We start from the raw sequence: 14,966 nt of genomic DNA, 5'->3' as shown, positions 1-14,966 counted from the left end.
GCATTTTTTTGCCCAGACATTACAGGGTCTTTCTCCTCGTACTCCCCTTTATTTCCTATACATTTGCGCAACAAAAAAAGCCGATATCCACAATGAATCGCGGATACCGGCAAAATCGCTACATCAATGCAGCTCATTATCGGAAAAAGAAACCCTTAAAATCGGGTGGAAACCCCGTAAAATTACATTACGCTTGAATGCTTTGAACCAATTCAACGACTTGTTCAGCCGTTTGCATATCCAGAGCTTTGGCAGCCAGTTCCTGCATATCCGCACGGGACAGCTTGGTGATCTGACTACGAGCTGGCAGAATGGAAGTTGCGCTCATGCTGAACTCATCCAATCCAAGACCAAGCAGCAATGGAATTGCTGTTTCGTCTCCTGCCATCTCACCACACATGCCAACCCATTTGCCTTCACGATGCGCTGCATCGATAACCATTTTAACCAAACGCAAAATGGCTGGGTTGTAAGGTTGGTACAGATACGCTACTCGTTCGTTCATACGGTCTGCAGCCATTGTGTATTGAATCAGATCGTTCGTTCCGATACTGAAGAAATCCACTTCTTTGGCAAATTGATCCGCCAGAACTGCAGTCGAAGGAATTTCGACCATGATTCCGAGTTGAATGCTGTCAGAAACAGCAATACCTTCAGCAACCAGCTTCTCTTTCTCTTCGAGCAAGACAGCTTTTGCTTCACGGAATTCACCGAGTGTTGCGATCATCGGGAACATGACACGCAGGTTTCCATGTACGCTTGCACGCAGCAATGCACGCAATTGTGTACGGAAGATATCCAAGCGGTCCAGACACAGACGAACTGCGCGGAAGCCGAGGAATGGATTCATTTCTTTTGGCAGATCCAGGTATGGAAGCTCTTTGTCTCCACCGATGTCGAGTGTACGAACAACGACAGGTTTACCTTCCATTTTTTCAAGTACCGCTTTGTAAGCATTATACTGAATGTCTTCGGAAGGAAGCTTGTCTCTACCCATGTACAAGAACTCGGTACGGTACAGGCCTACAGCCTCGCCGCCGTTTTCCAGAACACCCGTTACATCATTTGGTGTACCGATGTTGGCTGCAAGTTCAACATGAACGTTGTCCACCGTTACCGTTGGCTCATCACGAAGTTTTCTCCACTCTGCACGTTGTGCATCATACTGTTCCTGTTTGGCACGGTATTCAGCAATAACTTCATCAGTAGGGTTAACCAGTACGTGACCATCCAGACCGTCAACAATAATCATATCGCCTTGTTTCGCTTGAGCCAAGATGTCCTTGGTTCCAACAACAGCCGGAATTTCAAGAGAGCGAGCCATAATCGCCGAGTGAGAAGTACGTCCACCAATGTTAGTTGCAAAACCTTTAACAAATTGGCGGTTCAATTGAGCCGTGTCGGAAGGTGTTAGATCCTCCGCAAGCACGATTACTTCTTCATTGATCTCAGCCGGACTCATGAAGTCGATACCAAGCAAGTGATTTAGCACACGTTTGGTAACGTCACGCATATCTGCAGCACGTTCCTGCAGGTAAGCACTCTTCATGTTCTCAAACATGGAGATAAATTGCGATGCCGTTTCGTTCAAAGCAAATTCTGCATTGATCATGTCATCCGCAATTCTAGCTTTAACCGGATCAATCAGTTCCGGGTCATTCAAAATGAGCAAATGCGAAGCAAAAATCTCTGCTTTTTTCTCGCCAAGCTCTTGTAAAGTACGCTCTTTGATCGCCTCAAGCTCAGCCTGGGATTTACCCAGAGCTGAGTCGAGTTTCGCGATCTCTGCGTCAACGTCGTTAATTTGGCGTTTTTCTACAGAGTAATCAGGATGCTCCAAGATAAACGCCTTGGCGATAGCAATACCCGCCGAAGCCGCGATCCCGGAGACATTAAGCATTAATTTCGCCCAACCCTTCGTTAACCATAACGTCAGTCAAAGCTTGAAGAGCTTCAGCTTCGCCTTCGCCTTCAACGATGATGCTGATGGTGTCGCCTTGTTCCAATCCGAGGGAAAGAACACCCAGAATAGATTTCAAAGTTACTTTTTTACCGTTAGCTTCTGCAAAGGATTCTGCACCTTTGAATTTGTTTGCTGTATTAACCAGGGCTGTCGCCGGACGTGCGTGGATACCATCTTCGTCTGTAATTCTGAATGTTTGTTGCATTACAATCATCTCACTTTCGGTAGTTTGGTTTAGGCATTGCATATATTTACACTTGCTTGCCATCGTCGTAACACTTCTTATTTTATCTCAATGATTGGCTGTTCGCCAACTTTCAGCACTCCACTCTTCTTCAGAGTTACCGTGGAGCCCTCTGGCAGGTTGGTGAAAATAACTGGTGAAATGATCGAAGGAGCGTTTGCTTTGACATACTCCAGATCCACTTCCATAATCGGCTGACCTGCCGATACCAGATCACCTTCCTGTACAAGTACGTTAAAGCCTTGACCTTTCAGCTTCACCGTATTAACACCTATATGAACAAGCACTTCCTTACCACCATCGGACATGATGCCCACGGCATGTTTGCTTGGAAATACATTAAACACTTTACCATACACAGGAGAAGTTATCGTACCATCATGTGGCAAAATTGCGAATCCATCACCTGTCATTTTCTCAGCAAAGACCGGATCAGGTACGTTTGTAATGTCCAGCAATTCACCATTGACTGGCATGACGATATCCTCAGCAACGATGCGCTCGCCCTGCTCACCTTGTGCCTTCTCCTCTTCAGGAGTTGGTTTGGCAGCTGCTGGCGTTGGTGCTGGAGTTCGTCCTGCAATAATATCCTGCATCTGAGATTTGATCGTGTCGGAACGTGTTCCGAAGATGGCTTGAACATTATTACCCACTTCAAGTACACCAGATGCACCCAATTGTTTCAAACGATCTTTTTTCACATTGGATTTCTCATTAACTTCAATCCGCAAACGAGTAATACAAGCGTCCAGATGTTTGATATTCTCTTTGCCGCCAAAAGCTTCAAGAATGTTATGGGGCAGATCATCCGTTGAACCAGAGCCTCCGCCAGATTCGGTTTCAGGCGTTGCATCCTCTCGTCCTGGTGTTTTGAGATTGAATTTGCGAATGATAAACCGGAAACCGAAGTAATAGATCACCGCAAGAATCAATCCGACAATAATAACATCCCACCAAGGTGTACGGTTCGGAATAATCCCGAAGATCAGGAAGTCAATGAACCCACCGGAGAAGGTCATACCGATCTTTACACCCAGAATTTGCATGGTCATGAAAGACAAACCTGCAAAGATACAGTGTACTGCAAACAGGATTGGTGCTACAAACAGGAACGAGAATTCAAGTGGTTCTGTGATACCTGTCAGGAACGAGGTCAGCGCAGCTGAACCCATGATACCTGCAACATACTTTTTGTGCTCCGGTCTTGCTTCATGGTACATCGCAAGTGCCGCTGCTGGCAAACCGAACATCATGAACGGGAATTTACCAACTTGGAATGTTCCCGCTGTGAGGTTCACACCATCACGCAATTGATTGAAGAAGATTTGCTGGTCACCACGGATGACATCTCCAGCTTTGTTCACATACTCACCGAACTCAAACCAGAATGGGGAGTAGAAAATGTGGTGAAGACCAAACGGAATTAATGACCGTTCTACAACTCCGAAGATGAATGCCGACAATGTCGGGCTTGTATCTACCATGAAGTGAGATACAGTATTCAATCCATTTTGAATCGGCGGCCAGATAATCACCAATAGCAACCCGATTAAGAGGGAAACAACCGAAGTGATAATCGGAACGAAACGTTTACCTGCAAAGAAACCGAGGTAAGACGGCAGTTCGATTTTGAAAAATCGATTGTAACACAGCGCGGCGGCAATACCTATAATTATACCTCCGAACACGCCTGTACTTAATGTTGGAATACCCAAGATGCTGGCATAACCCGGTACTTCACCGATCATTGCCGGAGTAACCCCTACTGCGGTACCCAGTGTGACGTTCATGACCAGATAACCGATGATCGCTGCGAGACCTGCAACCCCTTCGCCACCGGCCAATCCGACGGCTACACCGACAGCGAACAGCAATGCCAGATTATCAAATACGATCTGACCTGCGTTCATCATAATTGTTGCGATCGAGTTCACCCAAGGGGTGTCGAGCGCCGTTACATATTGCAAGAAATCTGGATTAACCAACATGTTACCAATTCCGAGCAGCAAACCTGCCGCAGGTAGAATGGCTACAGGCAACATGAGAGCTTTACCTACTCTTTGCAATACACCAAAAAGCTTTTTGAACATCGCGTCGTTTCTCCCTTTCGTCTAATTTATATGTTGTGATGCAAGCAAGGGAACACAAAAAAAGGCATGAATTAATAAAGTAAACTGTGCCAACCTTGGGGTATAGCATACCCTGTACAAGGAAAGAACAATCACACTTTAATTAACTCATGCCTGATCGAGTCAGTAACACGTCGCTTATGTTTATTCAGTTGCTTGATTACGGAAACCATTGTAGCACCAGTTCTAATCTATTGCAAGCCTTTACACCAAAAAAATAAATTCCGTATTCCATCACTGGAATGATCTCACTTATTCTCTTCTTCCTTCCGCTGATTCAGCCTTTGCAGATGAATGGTCAGATAACCTACCTCCGCAGGATAAACCGGCAGTTTCAGTCTTTTCTCCATTACTTTGGTCAGTTTCCATGCAAGCGAGTACATTTCGGGATACTCCAACTTAAGCAGGGAATCCAACTTATGAAGCTCTTCCACTTTGTCTCCACGGCGAACACGCTCAAGGGCGAACCGAAGATGAGTCAGCAAACGAGAGTAATCTAGCGATTCCGTTTCAAACGAATAATCGAGTTGATCAGACACCAGGTTCACCAAATCAGTGATCAATTGTGAATGTTCACGTACCTGGGATATATTTTGATTGGTCATTGCGCTATAGATATGGAGGGCAACAAAACCAATCTCGTCCATCCCTAGATCTACACCCATTTTCTCTTTGATCAGACGAACAGCGTATTCTCCCATTCGATATTCTTCAGGATAAATCTCGCGGGTTTCATATAAAAATGGATTTTGTATGATAATGCCCTGCTCCTTACGTTTTAACGCGAAAGAAATGTGATCGGTTAATGCAATATGGATATGTTCATTCAGAGGAACGTCCGTACGCTCTGCAATATACGTAATAACTTCGTTAATAATCTCGATCAGTGCTTCATCCACCTGTGGAAGAAGCTGTTTGTACTGCTCTTGCTCCTGCTGGTTTTTCAAAATGAACATTTTCTCCACAGCCATCAATGGAATGTGATCACTCGGTTTTCGGTTAAAGCCAATGCCTTTACCAATAACAACGACTTCCCCGTGTTCTGGATGCTGTGCAATGATTACATTATTATTTAGCGCTTTATCTACATGCAAGCTGCTCATTGTTTGCACCTCTTTTTCACACCATCTTAGGTGTGATTAAGTCACACCCTGTTACGAACGAAAAGACACCCGGAGCGGGCAAACTGCGCCGGACGTCTCGCTTAAAAAGTAACAAAAATTCGCCTTAAGGTCAATAGAGCAACCATGCAAGATTCGAAGTGCTTCTTACTCGTCAACTCCAGCTCTTTCCACAATCTTGTCGATTATAGAAGGAGTTGTAGCAGCCTCGCTCTGTTGAATGGCAACTGGCGCAGGTGTTTTAGACTTCGTAAGGCCTTTAATCAGCTGCTCTACATCGATGCCGGATACACTTTTGAGCATCTCTGGCGCGGTCGCCATAAGTTCAGTAACATAGTTACTCACTCGTGCTGCACCTTCACCTTTACCTGTATCTACCACCGTCAGTTTATCAATGGATGCAATTGGCTCTGCAATTTTACCAGCCAGTTCAGGCAGCATTTTGACAATGATATCGAGTACAGCTGCTTCGCCAAACTTCTGGAACGCTTCGGCCAGTTTTTCTTTTGCTTCTGCTTCTGCAAGACCACGCAAACGAATAACTTCTGCATCTGCTGTACCTTTGGCAAGTTCCGCATCCGCCATGGCCTGACCTTCAAGTCGCTTCTGTTCAGCTGTTGCTTTGGCATGTGTTTCGATGGAGTACTGTACTGCATCAGCTTCACGCATTCTTTTGGCTTTATCCGCTTCGGCAGCCTGCTCTACCGCATAACGATCCGCTTCTGCCTTTTTCTTCACTTCAGCATCATATTGCTTCTCACGTACGACGATTTCTTTTTCCTGGAGATCGATCTCACGTTCTTTACGAACGAGTTCAACCTTCATTTCTTCTTCCACCACGGTCTGTCTCGCACGAGCTTCATGGATATGGTAAGCCTGGTCGGCTTCCGCTTTGGCTGTATCCTGATCCCGCTTAAAGGTGGCTACTTTCAGTTCTTTCTCTTTGGCTGCCTCAGCGATATTGGTATCACGCAGCAACTCTGCTTTTTGACCCTGCTCTTCCGCATTGGCCTTCTGAATACGTGCATCACGCATCGCTTCCGCTTCAGCTATCTCGGCATCACGCTTCACAGCAGCAATTCTCGGTTTACCAAGAGCATCTAGGTAGCCCTGTTTGTCACGAACATCCTTGATGGTAAATGAAACAATTTGCAGTCCCATTTTCTTGAGATCTCTAGCTGCTACGCCTTGAACCTCTTGCGCAAACCGATCCCGGTTCCGATATACTTCTTCCACCGTCATTGTCCCGAGGATGGCCCGCAAATGCCCCTCCAGTACCTCCTGTGCTTCGCTTCTCAGCGCTTCTACAGGTTTACCGATGAATTGCTCAGCTGCCGTAGCAACGTCTTCTACAGCGCCTCCAACCTTGATAATAGCTACACCGTCAGCAATAACCGGAACCCCTTGCTCCGTGTATACTTCAGGTGTGGAGACATCCAGCTTGTGGGATAACAAGGAGATAAATTCGGATTGTTGGAATATCGGCAGGATAAATGCACCGCCACCACGAACAATCTTAATTTTCCGGCCAGAATCATCATCGGAGATATTTTTACTACCCAGGAATGATCCCGTAACGATCATTGCCTCATCCGGTCCAACCGTTTTGTATCTCGCCCAGAAAGCCAAACCTAAAATTAGAATGACTCCGACTACAACTATGGGAATCAACAAAACATCCCAATCTAAATTTTCCATTCCACATCTCTCCCTTATTCATTCATCATGAGTGCTTAAAATACTTAGGTGATAAGAATACTTAGGTGATAAGAATACTTTATAATCTTTAAGTACATTTTAATCCCATTCCGACACACGCAGTACACCATCTACAACATCCACCACAACAACACGTGCTCCCGCCGCAATGGGGAGGTGTTCAAAACTGGATGCCGTTTGAATCGTACTACCGGATGCAAAGCGGATCATCACTTCGCCAAAACCTTTTTCCGGCACCGGAATGGTGATTTCCCCAATTTTGCCTGATAACTCTTTCATCGAAAATGCAATCGAGACATCGCTGTTACGCATCGGTTTGATATATGCGAAGAATACCAGCATGGCTGCAGCAATACCTATAAGCAGGGATAATATTAGACCCGACATCGCACTTAATGAACTATAACGTGTTAGCATAATGCCTGCCCCACCGAAGGTTGTAATGGAACCAGCTAACACAACGGGTTTGAAAAAATCAAGACCTGGCAATTCGAAGGCTCCGTCCAGCAAGCCGTCAATCAAGTCACCCAGCACAAGGCTGACAACCGCAAATATTGCTCCTCCGATCAGACACCCCCAATAAATTGTCTCCATCCCCTGTTCCTCCTCTCCTCTGCCGCAAATTCATCCTAACTGGGCATTCCACATGTAAATAAATACGTAGCTAACATCAAAATGTTTCAAAATCTTTCCTCAAATGTATTCTGAACCCGATAATGGGTATTATCACGACATTCTGTTCTTCTTACTTCATGTATCTCCATCATTCACGTGTACAGCCCGAATACATGAAAAAACCGCAAGCCCCATGAAGGAGACTTGCGGTTTATTGGACAACAGGATGTGTCCGTTCACTTGTCAGTGATTATAGAATTACAGAGAAGCCTTGTAGATGGATACAACATCTTCCCGTTGCAGTTTCTTGAAATTACCGAATGGACCAAACAGCATCGCTTTGTCTGCCATTACGTCGATCTGGCTATCATCGATATCGTAATCAGCCAAACGGTTAGGGGCACCAATGGATGTCCAGAATTTGCTGAGCGCATCGATACCTTCTTCGGCAATCTGTCTGTCCGACTTGCCTTCAGGGCTCACTTCGAATACATTAATTGCCAGACGTTTGAATCGATCCACATTCACATCCAGGTTATGTTTCATCCAGTGTGGGAACAAGATTGCAAGTCCACCGCCGTGTGGGATATCATACACTGCGGATACCGCGTGTTCAATATTATGTGTTGCCCAATCTCCTGCGAGACCCATATTTAGCACGCCATTCAGTGCCATTGTTCCGCAATACAGAATCGTTTCGCGCAGTTCATAGTTCTCCAGGTCTTCAACCAGACGAGGTGCTGCTTCCATGACAGTACGCAGAATCGTCTCACAGAAACCAAGTTGAACCGGTGTATTGGCATCCAGATGGAAGTAATGCTCCAATACGTGGGACATCATATCCACCATGCCGTATACCGTTTGGTCCAGTGGAACAGTGTATGTATTCACTGGATCCAGGATAGAGAATGCAGGGAATGAGTATGCGCTACCCCAGCCCAATTTTTCTTGTGTATCCTGATTCGTAATAACCGAACCGGAGTTCATTTCCGAACCAGTTGCCGCCATGGTCAATACGGTACCGAGTGGAAGAGCGTCCTGTGCAACAGCTTTGCGCTGAGCAAAATCCCACATATCGCCATCATATTTGGCACCTACAGCGATAGCTTTGGAGCAGTCTAGTACACTACCGCCACCTACAGCGAGGATCAGGTCGATGTTATTTGTTTTACAGAGGTCTACCCCTTTATGCACCGTAGAAAGACGCGGGTTAGGTTCCACACCTGCCAGTTCAGTCACTTCTGCTCCAGTTTCCTTAAGCAAACCGATCACTTGATTGTACAAACCACTGCGTTTGATACTGCCGCCACCATATACAAGCAGAACCCGTTTACCGTATTTCGGCACTTCTGTTTTCAATGCTTCCAGTTGTCCTTTGCCGAAAATCAGCCGGGTTGGATTATAGAATTGGAAAGATCTCATATCTATTGTCGCCTCCAATGGAGTTTAGAATTTTTAGTGCAACTCCAATTATAGTACCCCGTTTATAGAAAAACAAATCGATAGCCACTCACTTTATAACAACCCGTTAATCTCCAAATGGGCTCGAAACATCTCGCTCGTTGAAGGCAAATCCTCAGCATCGACCCATGTTTCTGAAGCCCATAATCCAGCCTGTTTGAATGCCCGCGGACAATGGATAAAACACTCTTCCACATCTACAATGACAGCCGCACCTATGGTTTTACCACTCCAGCCCATACTGGCGATGAATTCCTCATCCTTGGTAATGGATGCTGTGCCATTAATACGCAGCACTTCATTCATACCCGGAATCAAAAAGAGCATACCAATACCAGGGTTCGACAACATGTTCAACAACGAGTCTATCCGCCGATTGCCTGGGCGTTCGGGATAAACGAGCCGATATGTATCATAGACTTTCACAAATCCTGCTCCATCACCCCGAGGTGACACATCACTTTTTCCATCACGATCGGAGGTGGAGAGGAAAAATAATGGTGACATGGATATAAAGTTCTGAACATGTGAATCCACAAATGAAATTGCCTTGTTACGCACATGTTCATGCGGTTCACCCACCATGCCTTGCAGTTCCTCAGCATCTGTAATCAACGGAATATTCAATGCCTTCTTTTCCAAATCATTAACCCCATTTCCTCAATTCATCATGGTACTCTAGGACTTCACTCCATTATAACTGGCCCCGAAGCTCATTCCAATGCGCACAAATGACAAAAAACACCCGCTCCTAGTGGGCGAGTGCTCTTGGTTGTTGATTACTATTCAGTGTATCCCATGCTGCTTACAAAACGACGGAAAGCCTGGCGTCCTGCTTCATCATATTTGTAGACCCCTGCATGTTCCAGAATCTCGGCAAATTTCAAGCCAACTTCCTGCTGTACAATGGCAACGGCTTGTTCTTTGTCCAGTTTAGGACCAAACCGTTCAATCAATTCTTCCGCCCAGCCCAGATGTTTGTTCAACACATGATCAGAAGCTTTGGCGGCTTCAGCAAGTTTAGCATCTCCAGCGAGGATATCCGCGATACTGTCCAGTTCTTCTTTCAAACGACCTGGCAGGATGGCAAGCCCCATCACTTCGATCAGACCAATGTTTTCTTTCTTCAGATGGTGCATTTCACGGTGCGGATGGAAAATGCCTTCTGGATGCACATCATTTGTACGATTGTTACGCAATACAAGATCCATCTCATAACCACCATCTGCACTACGACGAACGATTGGTGTTACCGTATTGTGTGGTACTTGTTCCCCGTCTACTTCACTGAACGCTTCGATATCCACAGTTGAATCACTGTAGACCTTCCACGCTTCATATACGGCGTTACCCGCTTCAAGCAGCTCTGCAGGATCGTGTGAAGCCAGACGCATTACGGACATTGGCCATTTTACAAGACTCAACGTAAGTCCAGGTGCATCCGCATGGCGGAAGACCGCCTCAGGCTGTGCATTTTGAATCGCGAATGTATGACGTCCGCCCTGGAAATGGTCATGTGTCAGGATAGAACCGCCCACGATCGGCAAATCCGCATTAGATCCGATAAAGTAATGCGGGTACTCCCCGACAAACGCAAGCAGTCTGCGCAGTGTATCTTTGGTCAGCTTCATCGGCACATGATCATGATGGAAAATGATGCAGTGCTCGTTGTAGTACACATACGGCGAGTATTGGAACAACCAAGGCTCGTTGTTAAGCTCCAACGGAATAACTCTCAGATTCTGGCGGGCCGGGTGATTCACCCGACCAGCATAACCTACATTTTCACGACACAGCTGGCATTTAGGATATACCGGCGGCGGAAGCAATTTCGCCATGGCAATCTCTTTTGGACTTTTCTCCGGTTTTGACAGGTTGATAGTAATCTCCATGTCTCCATAAGCCGTGTCCTGTGTCCAGTAGACGTTCTTCGAGATCCGATCCATACGGATGTAGTTGGAGTTAATCGACAAGTCATAGAATTGAGATGTGGCTGCCTCAATGCCTTCCGTCTGCTCCGTGTGGCGGAATGCGCGTACCACTTCAGATGGGCGTGCCATCAGATGACCCATGATTTTGGCATCCAGCAAATCACGGAATGTATCACTATTTTCAGGAATGAGTCCAATGGAAAATCCATAATCAATCAACGTATCCAGCATAGCCTGTGGGCCATCGGGCACATTCGTGTCCAACTCGCCGGCATAAGGCTCTGAGAATCCGAATTGTTCCAGCAAGAGGTTGCGGCTGTAATCCCAATCCGCTTCCTCGATTAATTGTTTCTGCAAGGCAAATGCAACCAGACGTTCAATGGCATGCAGTGCTTCCTGCTGCTCCGGTGTCCGCTCTGTGGCACCTGCTGCAATATGAGTCTGTGACATAAGGTGTTCGCCTCCTAGTTTTTTCCGTAGCCGTCAGGACGTGATTGGTGCCAGCTCCAAGCGCTTTGAATGACATCTTCCAGATTGGTCCATTTTGGATTCCAACCCAGGACAGATCTCGCTTTTGCAGATGAAGCTACCAGCACAGCCGGATCACCTGCACGACGTGGCTCCTGTACAACCGGGATATCGAGGCCAGTCACTTTTTTAGCTGTTTCGATCACTTGTTTCACTGAGAATCCTGTACCGTTACCAAGGTTAAACACATTACTGTTCTCACCTTTGCGAAGATAATCTACTGCTCGCAGATGCGCATCAGCCAAGTCGCTTACGTGAATATAGTCGCGGATACATGTTCCGTCTTCTGTAGCATAGTCGTCACCAAACACAGCGATGTGCGGACGTTGTTTCAAAGCCGTTTGCAGCACCAGTGGAATCAAGTGACTCTCTGGTTGGTGATCTTCACCAATTTTGCCGCTGTCATGAGCACCGGCTGCATTGAAGTAACGTAGGGAAACGTATTTGATATCCTGAACTTTATCGAACCATGACATCATGCGCTCCATCATCAGCTTTGTTTCGCCGTATACGTTGGTTGGTTCTGTACGATCGCTCTCTTCGATTGGCACTTTCTCAGGCTCACCGTAGGTAGCTGCTGTAGAGGAGAAGACGATGCGGCGTACGTTCGCTGCATTCATCGCTTCCAACAGACAGAGTGTACCAAACACGTTGTTGTCATAATATTTAACCGGGTCTTTCATACTCTCGCCTACGAGTGAGTTGGCTGCAAAGTGAATGACTGCATCGATTGAATTCTCAGCGAACAGCTTCGCCAGAATTTCTTTGTCACGCAGATCCCCTTCATACAACTTACCGCCGAGCAACGCTTCACGATGCCCTGTCTGCAAGTTATCCAGTACAACAACCTCTTCCCCACGTTCCAACAATGCTGCTACCGTATGAGAACCAATATACCCTGCTCCACCTGTCACCAAAATTGCCATTTTACTTCGCCTCCTTCAATTCTTTAACACCGTCACCTACGCCGCACACATAAAAATCACCTTTGAGACTGGTACGCGCTTCATATGCAGCGCCCACTTCGCTTACAAAACGCTCGACATCATTTTCATGCACAAGCGATACGGTACAACCGCCAAATCCTGCGCCAGTCATCCGAGCACCAAGCGTGCCTGGAATCCGCTGAGCTTCTTCAACCATAACGTCCAGCTCATCACAGCTTACTTCGTACAAGTCACGAAGCGATTCATGAGAAGCGTTCATCAGCTTGCCGAAGGTTTCCAGATCGTTACCCTGCAATGCTTCGACCGATGCGAGCACACGCGCGTTCTCTTCCACAACATGTTGTGCACGCTGTCTTACTTTCTCATCTTTGATCTGATCTTGTAGTGTTACGAACTGCTCTGGCGTCAATTGAGCCAGGTAATTCAGTGCAGGCAGCTGTTCCTTCAAGATGGCAAGTGCCTGCTCGCATTGGGAGCGACGTTCATTGTAAGCCGAATCCACCAGACCGCGGCGTTTGTTCGTGTTACCGATGACCAGTTTGTAGGCACCTGTACGGAAAGGAACCTTTTCATACTCCAGTGTGTCACACATCAGCAGAATCGCGTGATCTTGTGCACCGTTTGCGACAGCGAACTGATCCATGATTCCACAGTTGACACCTACGAACTCATTCTCCGCTTTCTGGGACAAAAGCGCCAGTTGAACCGTATCAATATCCGCTACGCCCTCCAGAGACTGAATCGCGAATCCGGTGAGTACCTCCAGAGATGCAGATGATGAAAGTCCTGCCCCGTTCGGAATCTCCCCGTGGTACAGGAAGTCGTAGCCTTTTTTTACATTCACACCTTTGCCTTGCAGTTCAACCATGACACCAACAGGATAGTCAGCCCATTCTCCGGTTTTCTCCTTACCGATGGAGGAAGTGTCCAGTACCCCTTCATAAGACATGTTCGTGGAAGCCAGTTGCAACTTGTTGTCCTGACGCTCACGAATGATCAAAGTTGTTCCGAATTCAAGTGCTGCCGGAAGCACGTATCCACCGTTATAGTCAATGTGCTCACCGATCAGATTCACACGCCCAGGGGCATGAAATACACGGATGTCCGCTCCACTCTCTCCGTACTTCTCAATAAACTTTTGTTTCAATTCAGTTACGTTCACTGCTGGTGCACCTCGCCTCGTTGTTGTGGTTTTCTTAATGTTATTATATAAGAAAGCGGTGCCTCTTGTAATGCAACCATGTGTGTTTCATATGGATAAATGTGACCTTAAGGCGTATAATGATCGGAGCATCCCGGAAAGAAGGAAACGACCATGTCAGATCAATCCAACCCCAAGAAAGAATCCCTTGCATCTTCTAACGAAAAAATACAGGAATCACCTTCCGGTAAAAGCGGAGCACTCAGTTATTCGGTTGCCTCCAATCCAGTCTATTATGAACAAGGCGCACTGCATGTCCTGTTTGCCGGAGCAAGCCAGACCCTTCCGGGTCACGCCCTCGGACCTAAATTGTTTGATTATTATCTGCTGCATTATGTAGAAAAAGGGGCGGGTACGTTCCGTACCGAACTGCACACCTACGAGTTATCCGCAGGTGATTGTTTCCTCATTCATCCCGGGCAACTGGTAAGTTACCAGTCTCACGCCCGCAACCCATGGCAATATCGCTGGATCGCTTTCACGGGCAGCCAGGCTGCCCAGCATACCGAGGAGGCCGGATTCCGCCCGGAGAAGTCCGTTTTTCATGCTGGACCATCCTGTGGAATATCCGATTGGCTATCCGTGATGCAAGATGCTTTTGCCGAGCGCAAAGAAAGCTCCCATTTCACATCACTGGGTACGTTATATATGATTCTAGCCGAAGCACAGAATCACCTTTCGCAGGGCCAAACCTTAATTCCAGGTGAATCCTCCATCCGACGTACGGTAAAACAGATGATTCAGTATATGTCCACCCAATATGCCTATCCTGTCTCCATTGAACAAATGTCTGCGAGTCTCGGCTACAACCGTGCGTATCTATCCCGAATTTTCAAACAGGAAACCGGACTTTCGCCAGTCACTTATCTGCTCAAACTGCGGATCGACAAGTCGCGCCAACTCCTGAGAGAACGCCCGGATCTGTCCATCGAACAGGTATCTGCATCGGTTGGACTGCCAGACGCACTATATTTCTCCAAACAGTTCAAACGATTTCACGGTGAAGCCCCTAGCTTGTATCGAGAGAAAATACTGTCCCGTCCACTACATCAGGGGTTACAGCAGAATGCTCAACAAATCAAACGGTGAGCAACACAACGGACGGAA

12 protein-coding genes are annotated in these 14,966 nt (G+C 46.7%); 1 reads left to right on the top strand and 11 read right to left on the bottom strand.

The features are described from left to right. Positions 1-187 precede the first annotated feature (187 nt). From ptsP to ACDJ59_RS02345, 11 genes are all read right to left on the bottom strand, one after another. Positions 188-1,900, bottom strand: coding sequence for a phosphoenolpyruvate--protein phosphotransferase (gene ptsP / locus ACDJ59_RS02395; protein WP_047844045.1), 1,713 nt, complete (start codon positions 1,898-1,900; stop codon positions 188-190). Then, a complete protein-coding gene (locus ACDJ59_RS02390) occupies positions 1,893-2,168 on the bottom strand; it encodes an HPr family phosphocarrier protein (protein ID WP_036617010.1) in 276 nt (91 codons plus the stop codon). The genes ptsP and ACDJ59_RS02390 overlap by 8 nt, the downstream gene beginning before the upstream one ends. Before the next feature lie 77 nt (positions 2,169-2,245). Next, a complete protein-coding gene (gene ptsG / locus ACDJ59_RS02385) occupies positions 2,246-4,297 on the bottom strand; it encodes a glucose-specific PTS transporter subunit IIBC (RefSeq protein WP_074096186.1) in 2,052 nt (683 codons plus the stop codon). 287 nt (positions 4,298-4,584) lie between these two features. Next, on the bottom strand, positions 4,585-5,439 hold the full coding sequence (glcT, locus tag ACDJ59_RS02380; protein WP_047844046.1) for a glucose PTS transporter transcription antiterminator GlcT: 855 nt from the start codon (positions 5,437-5,439) through the stop codon (positions 4,585-4,587). 165 nt (positions 5,440-5,604) lie between these two features. Beyond that, entirely contained in the window at positions 5,605-7,155 is a 1,551-nt protein-coding gene (locus ACDJ59_RS02375; RefSeq protein ID WP_413407495.1) for a flotillin family protein, read from the bottom strand. Between the two features lie 99 nt (positions 7,156-7,254). Then, entirely contained in the window at positions 7,255-7,770 is a 516-nt protein-coding gene (locus tag ACDJ59_RS02370; protein ID WP_413407494.1) for a protease, read from the bottom strand. A 279-nt stretch (positions 7,771-8,049) separates the two neighbouring features. Next, a complete protein-coding gene (locus ACDJ59_RS02365; RefSeq protein ID WP_413407493.1) occupies positions 8,050-9,213 on the bottom strand; it encodes an iron-containing alcohol dehydrogenase in 1,164 nt (387 codons plus the stop codon). 93 nt (positions 9,214-9,306) lie between these two features. Next, on the bottom strand, positions 9,307-9,894 hold the full coding sequence (locus ACDJ59_RS02360; RefSeq protein WP_405130680.1) for an MSMEG_1061 family FMN-dependent PPOX-type flavoprotein: 588 nt from the start codon (positions 9,892-9,894) through the stop codon (positions 9,307-9,309). 140 nt (positions 9,895-10,034) lie between these two features. Further along, positions 10,035-11,633: a UDP-glucose--hexose-1-phosphate uridylyltransferase gene (locus ACDJ59_RS02355; RefSeq protein ID WP_036616996.1), complete on the bottom strand. Its 1,599-nt coding sequence runs from the start codon at positions 11,631-11,633 to the stop codon at positions 10,035-10,037. A 14-nt stretch (positions 11,634-11,647) separates the two neighbouring features. Beyond that, positions 11,648-12,637 carry a UDP-glucose 4-epimerase GalE gene (gene galE / locus ACDJ59_RS02350; RefSeq protein ID WP_017686840.1) on the bottom strand — a complete coding sequence of 330 codons (990 nt, stop codon included), beginning with the start codon at positions 12,635-12,637 and terminating at the stop codon, positions 11,648-11,650. Between the two features lies 1 nt (position 12,638). Beyond that, entirely contained in the window at positions 12,639-13,820 is a 1,182-nt protein-coding gene (locus tag ACDJ59_RS02345) for a galactokinase (RefSeq protein WP_413407491.1), read from the bottom strand. Positions 13,821-13,973: 153 nt separating this feature from the next. Between ACDJ59_RS02345 and ACDJ59_RS02340 the strand changes: the two genes are divergently transcribed. Continuing rightward, on the top strand, positions 13,974-14,948 hold the full coding sequence (locus ACDJ59_RS02340; protein ID WP_257468013.1) for an AraC family transcriptional regulator: 975 nt from the start codon (positions 13,974-13,976) through the stop codon (positions 14,946-14,948). Positions 14,949-14,966 lie beyond the last annotated feature (18 nt).

This window comes from Paenibacillus amylolyticus, from assembly GCF_047302515.1.
In the GTDB taxonomy this organism is placed as follows: Bacteria; Bacillota; Bacilli; order Paenibacillales; family Paenibacillaceae; genus Paenibacillus; species Paenibacillus amylolyticus_G.
This window is presented reverse-complemented; position numbering and strand designations above follow the sequence as displayed.

Bases quoted from the DNA above. Each gene is read 5' to 3' on its own strand.
- ACDJ59_RS02370 (WP_413407494.1), bottom strand. From the start codon at position 7,770: ATGGAGACAATTTATTGGGGGTGTCTGATCGGAGGAGCAATATTTGCG.
- ACDJ59_RS02340 (WP_257468013.1), top strand. From the start codon at position 13,974: ATGTCAGATCAATCCAACCCCAAGAAAGAATCCCTTGCATCTTCTAAC.
- ACDJ59_RS02390 (WP_036617010.1), bottom strand. From the start codon at position 2,168: ATGCAACAAACATTCAGAATTACAGACGAAGATGGTATCCACGCACGT.
- ACDJ59_RS02355 (WP_036616996.1), bottom strand. From the start codon at position 11,633: ATGTCACAGACTCATATTGCAGCAGGTGCCACAGAGCGGACACCGGAG.
- ACDJ59_RS02365 (WP_413407493.1), bottom strand. From the start codon at position 9,213: ATGAGATCTTTCCAATTCTATAATCCAACCCGGCTGATTTTCGGCAAA.
- galE (WP_017686840.1), bottom strand. From the start codon at position 12,637: ATGGCAATTTTGGTGACAGGTGGAGCAGGGTATATTGGTTCTCATACG.
- ACDJ59_RS02375 (WP_413407495.1), bottom strand. From the start codon at position 7,155: ATGGAAAATTTAGATTGGGATGTTTTGTTGATTCCCATAGTTGTAGTC.
- glcT (WP_047844046.1), bottom strand. From the start codon at position 5,439: ATGAGCAGCTTGCATGTAGATAAAGCGCTAAATAATAATGTAATCATT.
- ptsP (WP_047844045.1), bottom strand. From the start codon at position 1,900: ATGCTTAATGTCTCCGGGATCGCGGCTTCGGCGGGTATTGCTATCGCC.
- ptsG (WP_074096186.1), bottom strand. From the start codon at position 4,297: ATGTTCAAAAAGCTTTTTGGTGTATTGCAAAGAGTAGGTAAAGCTCTC.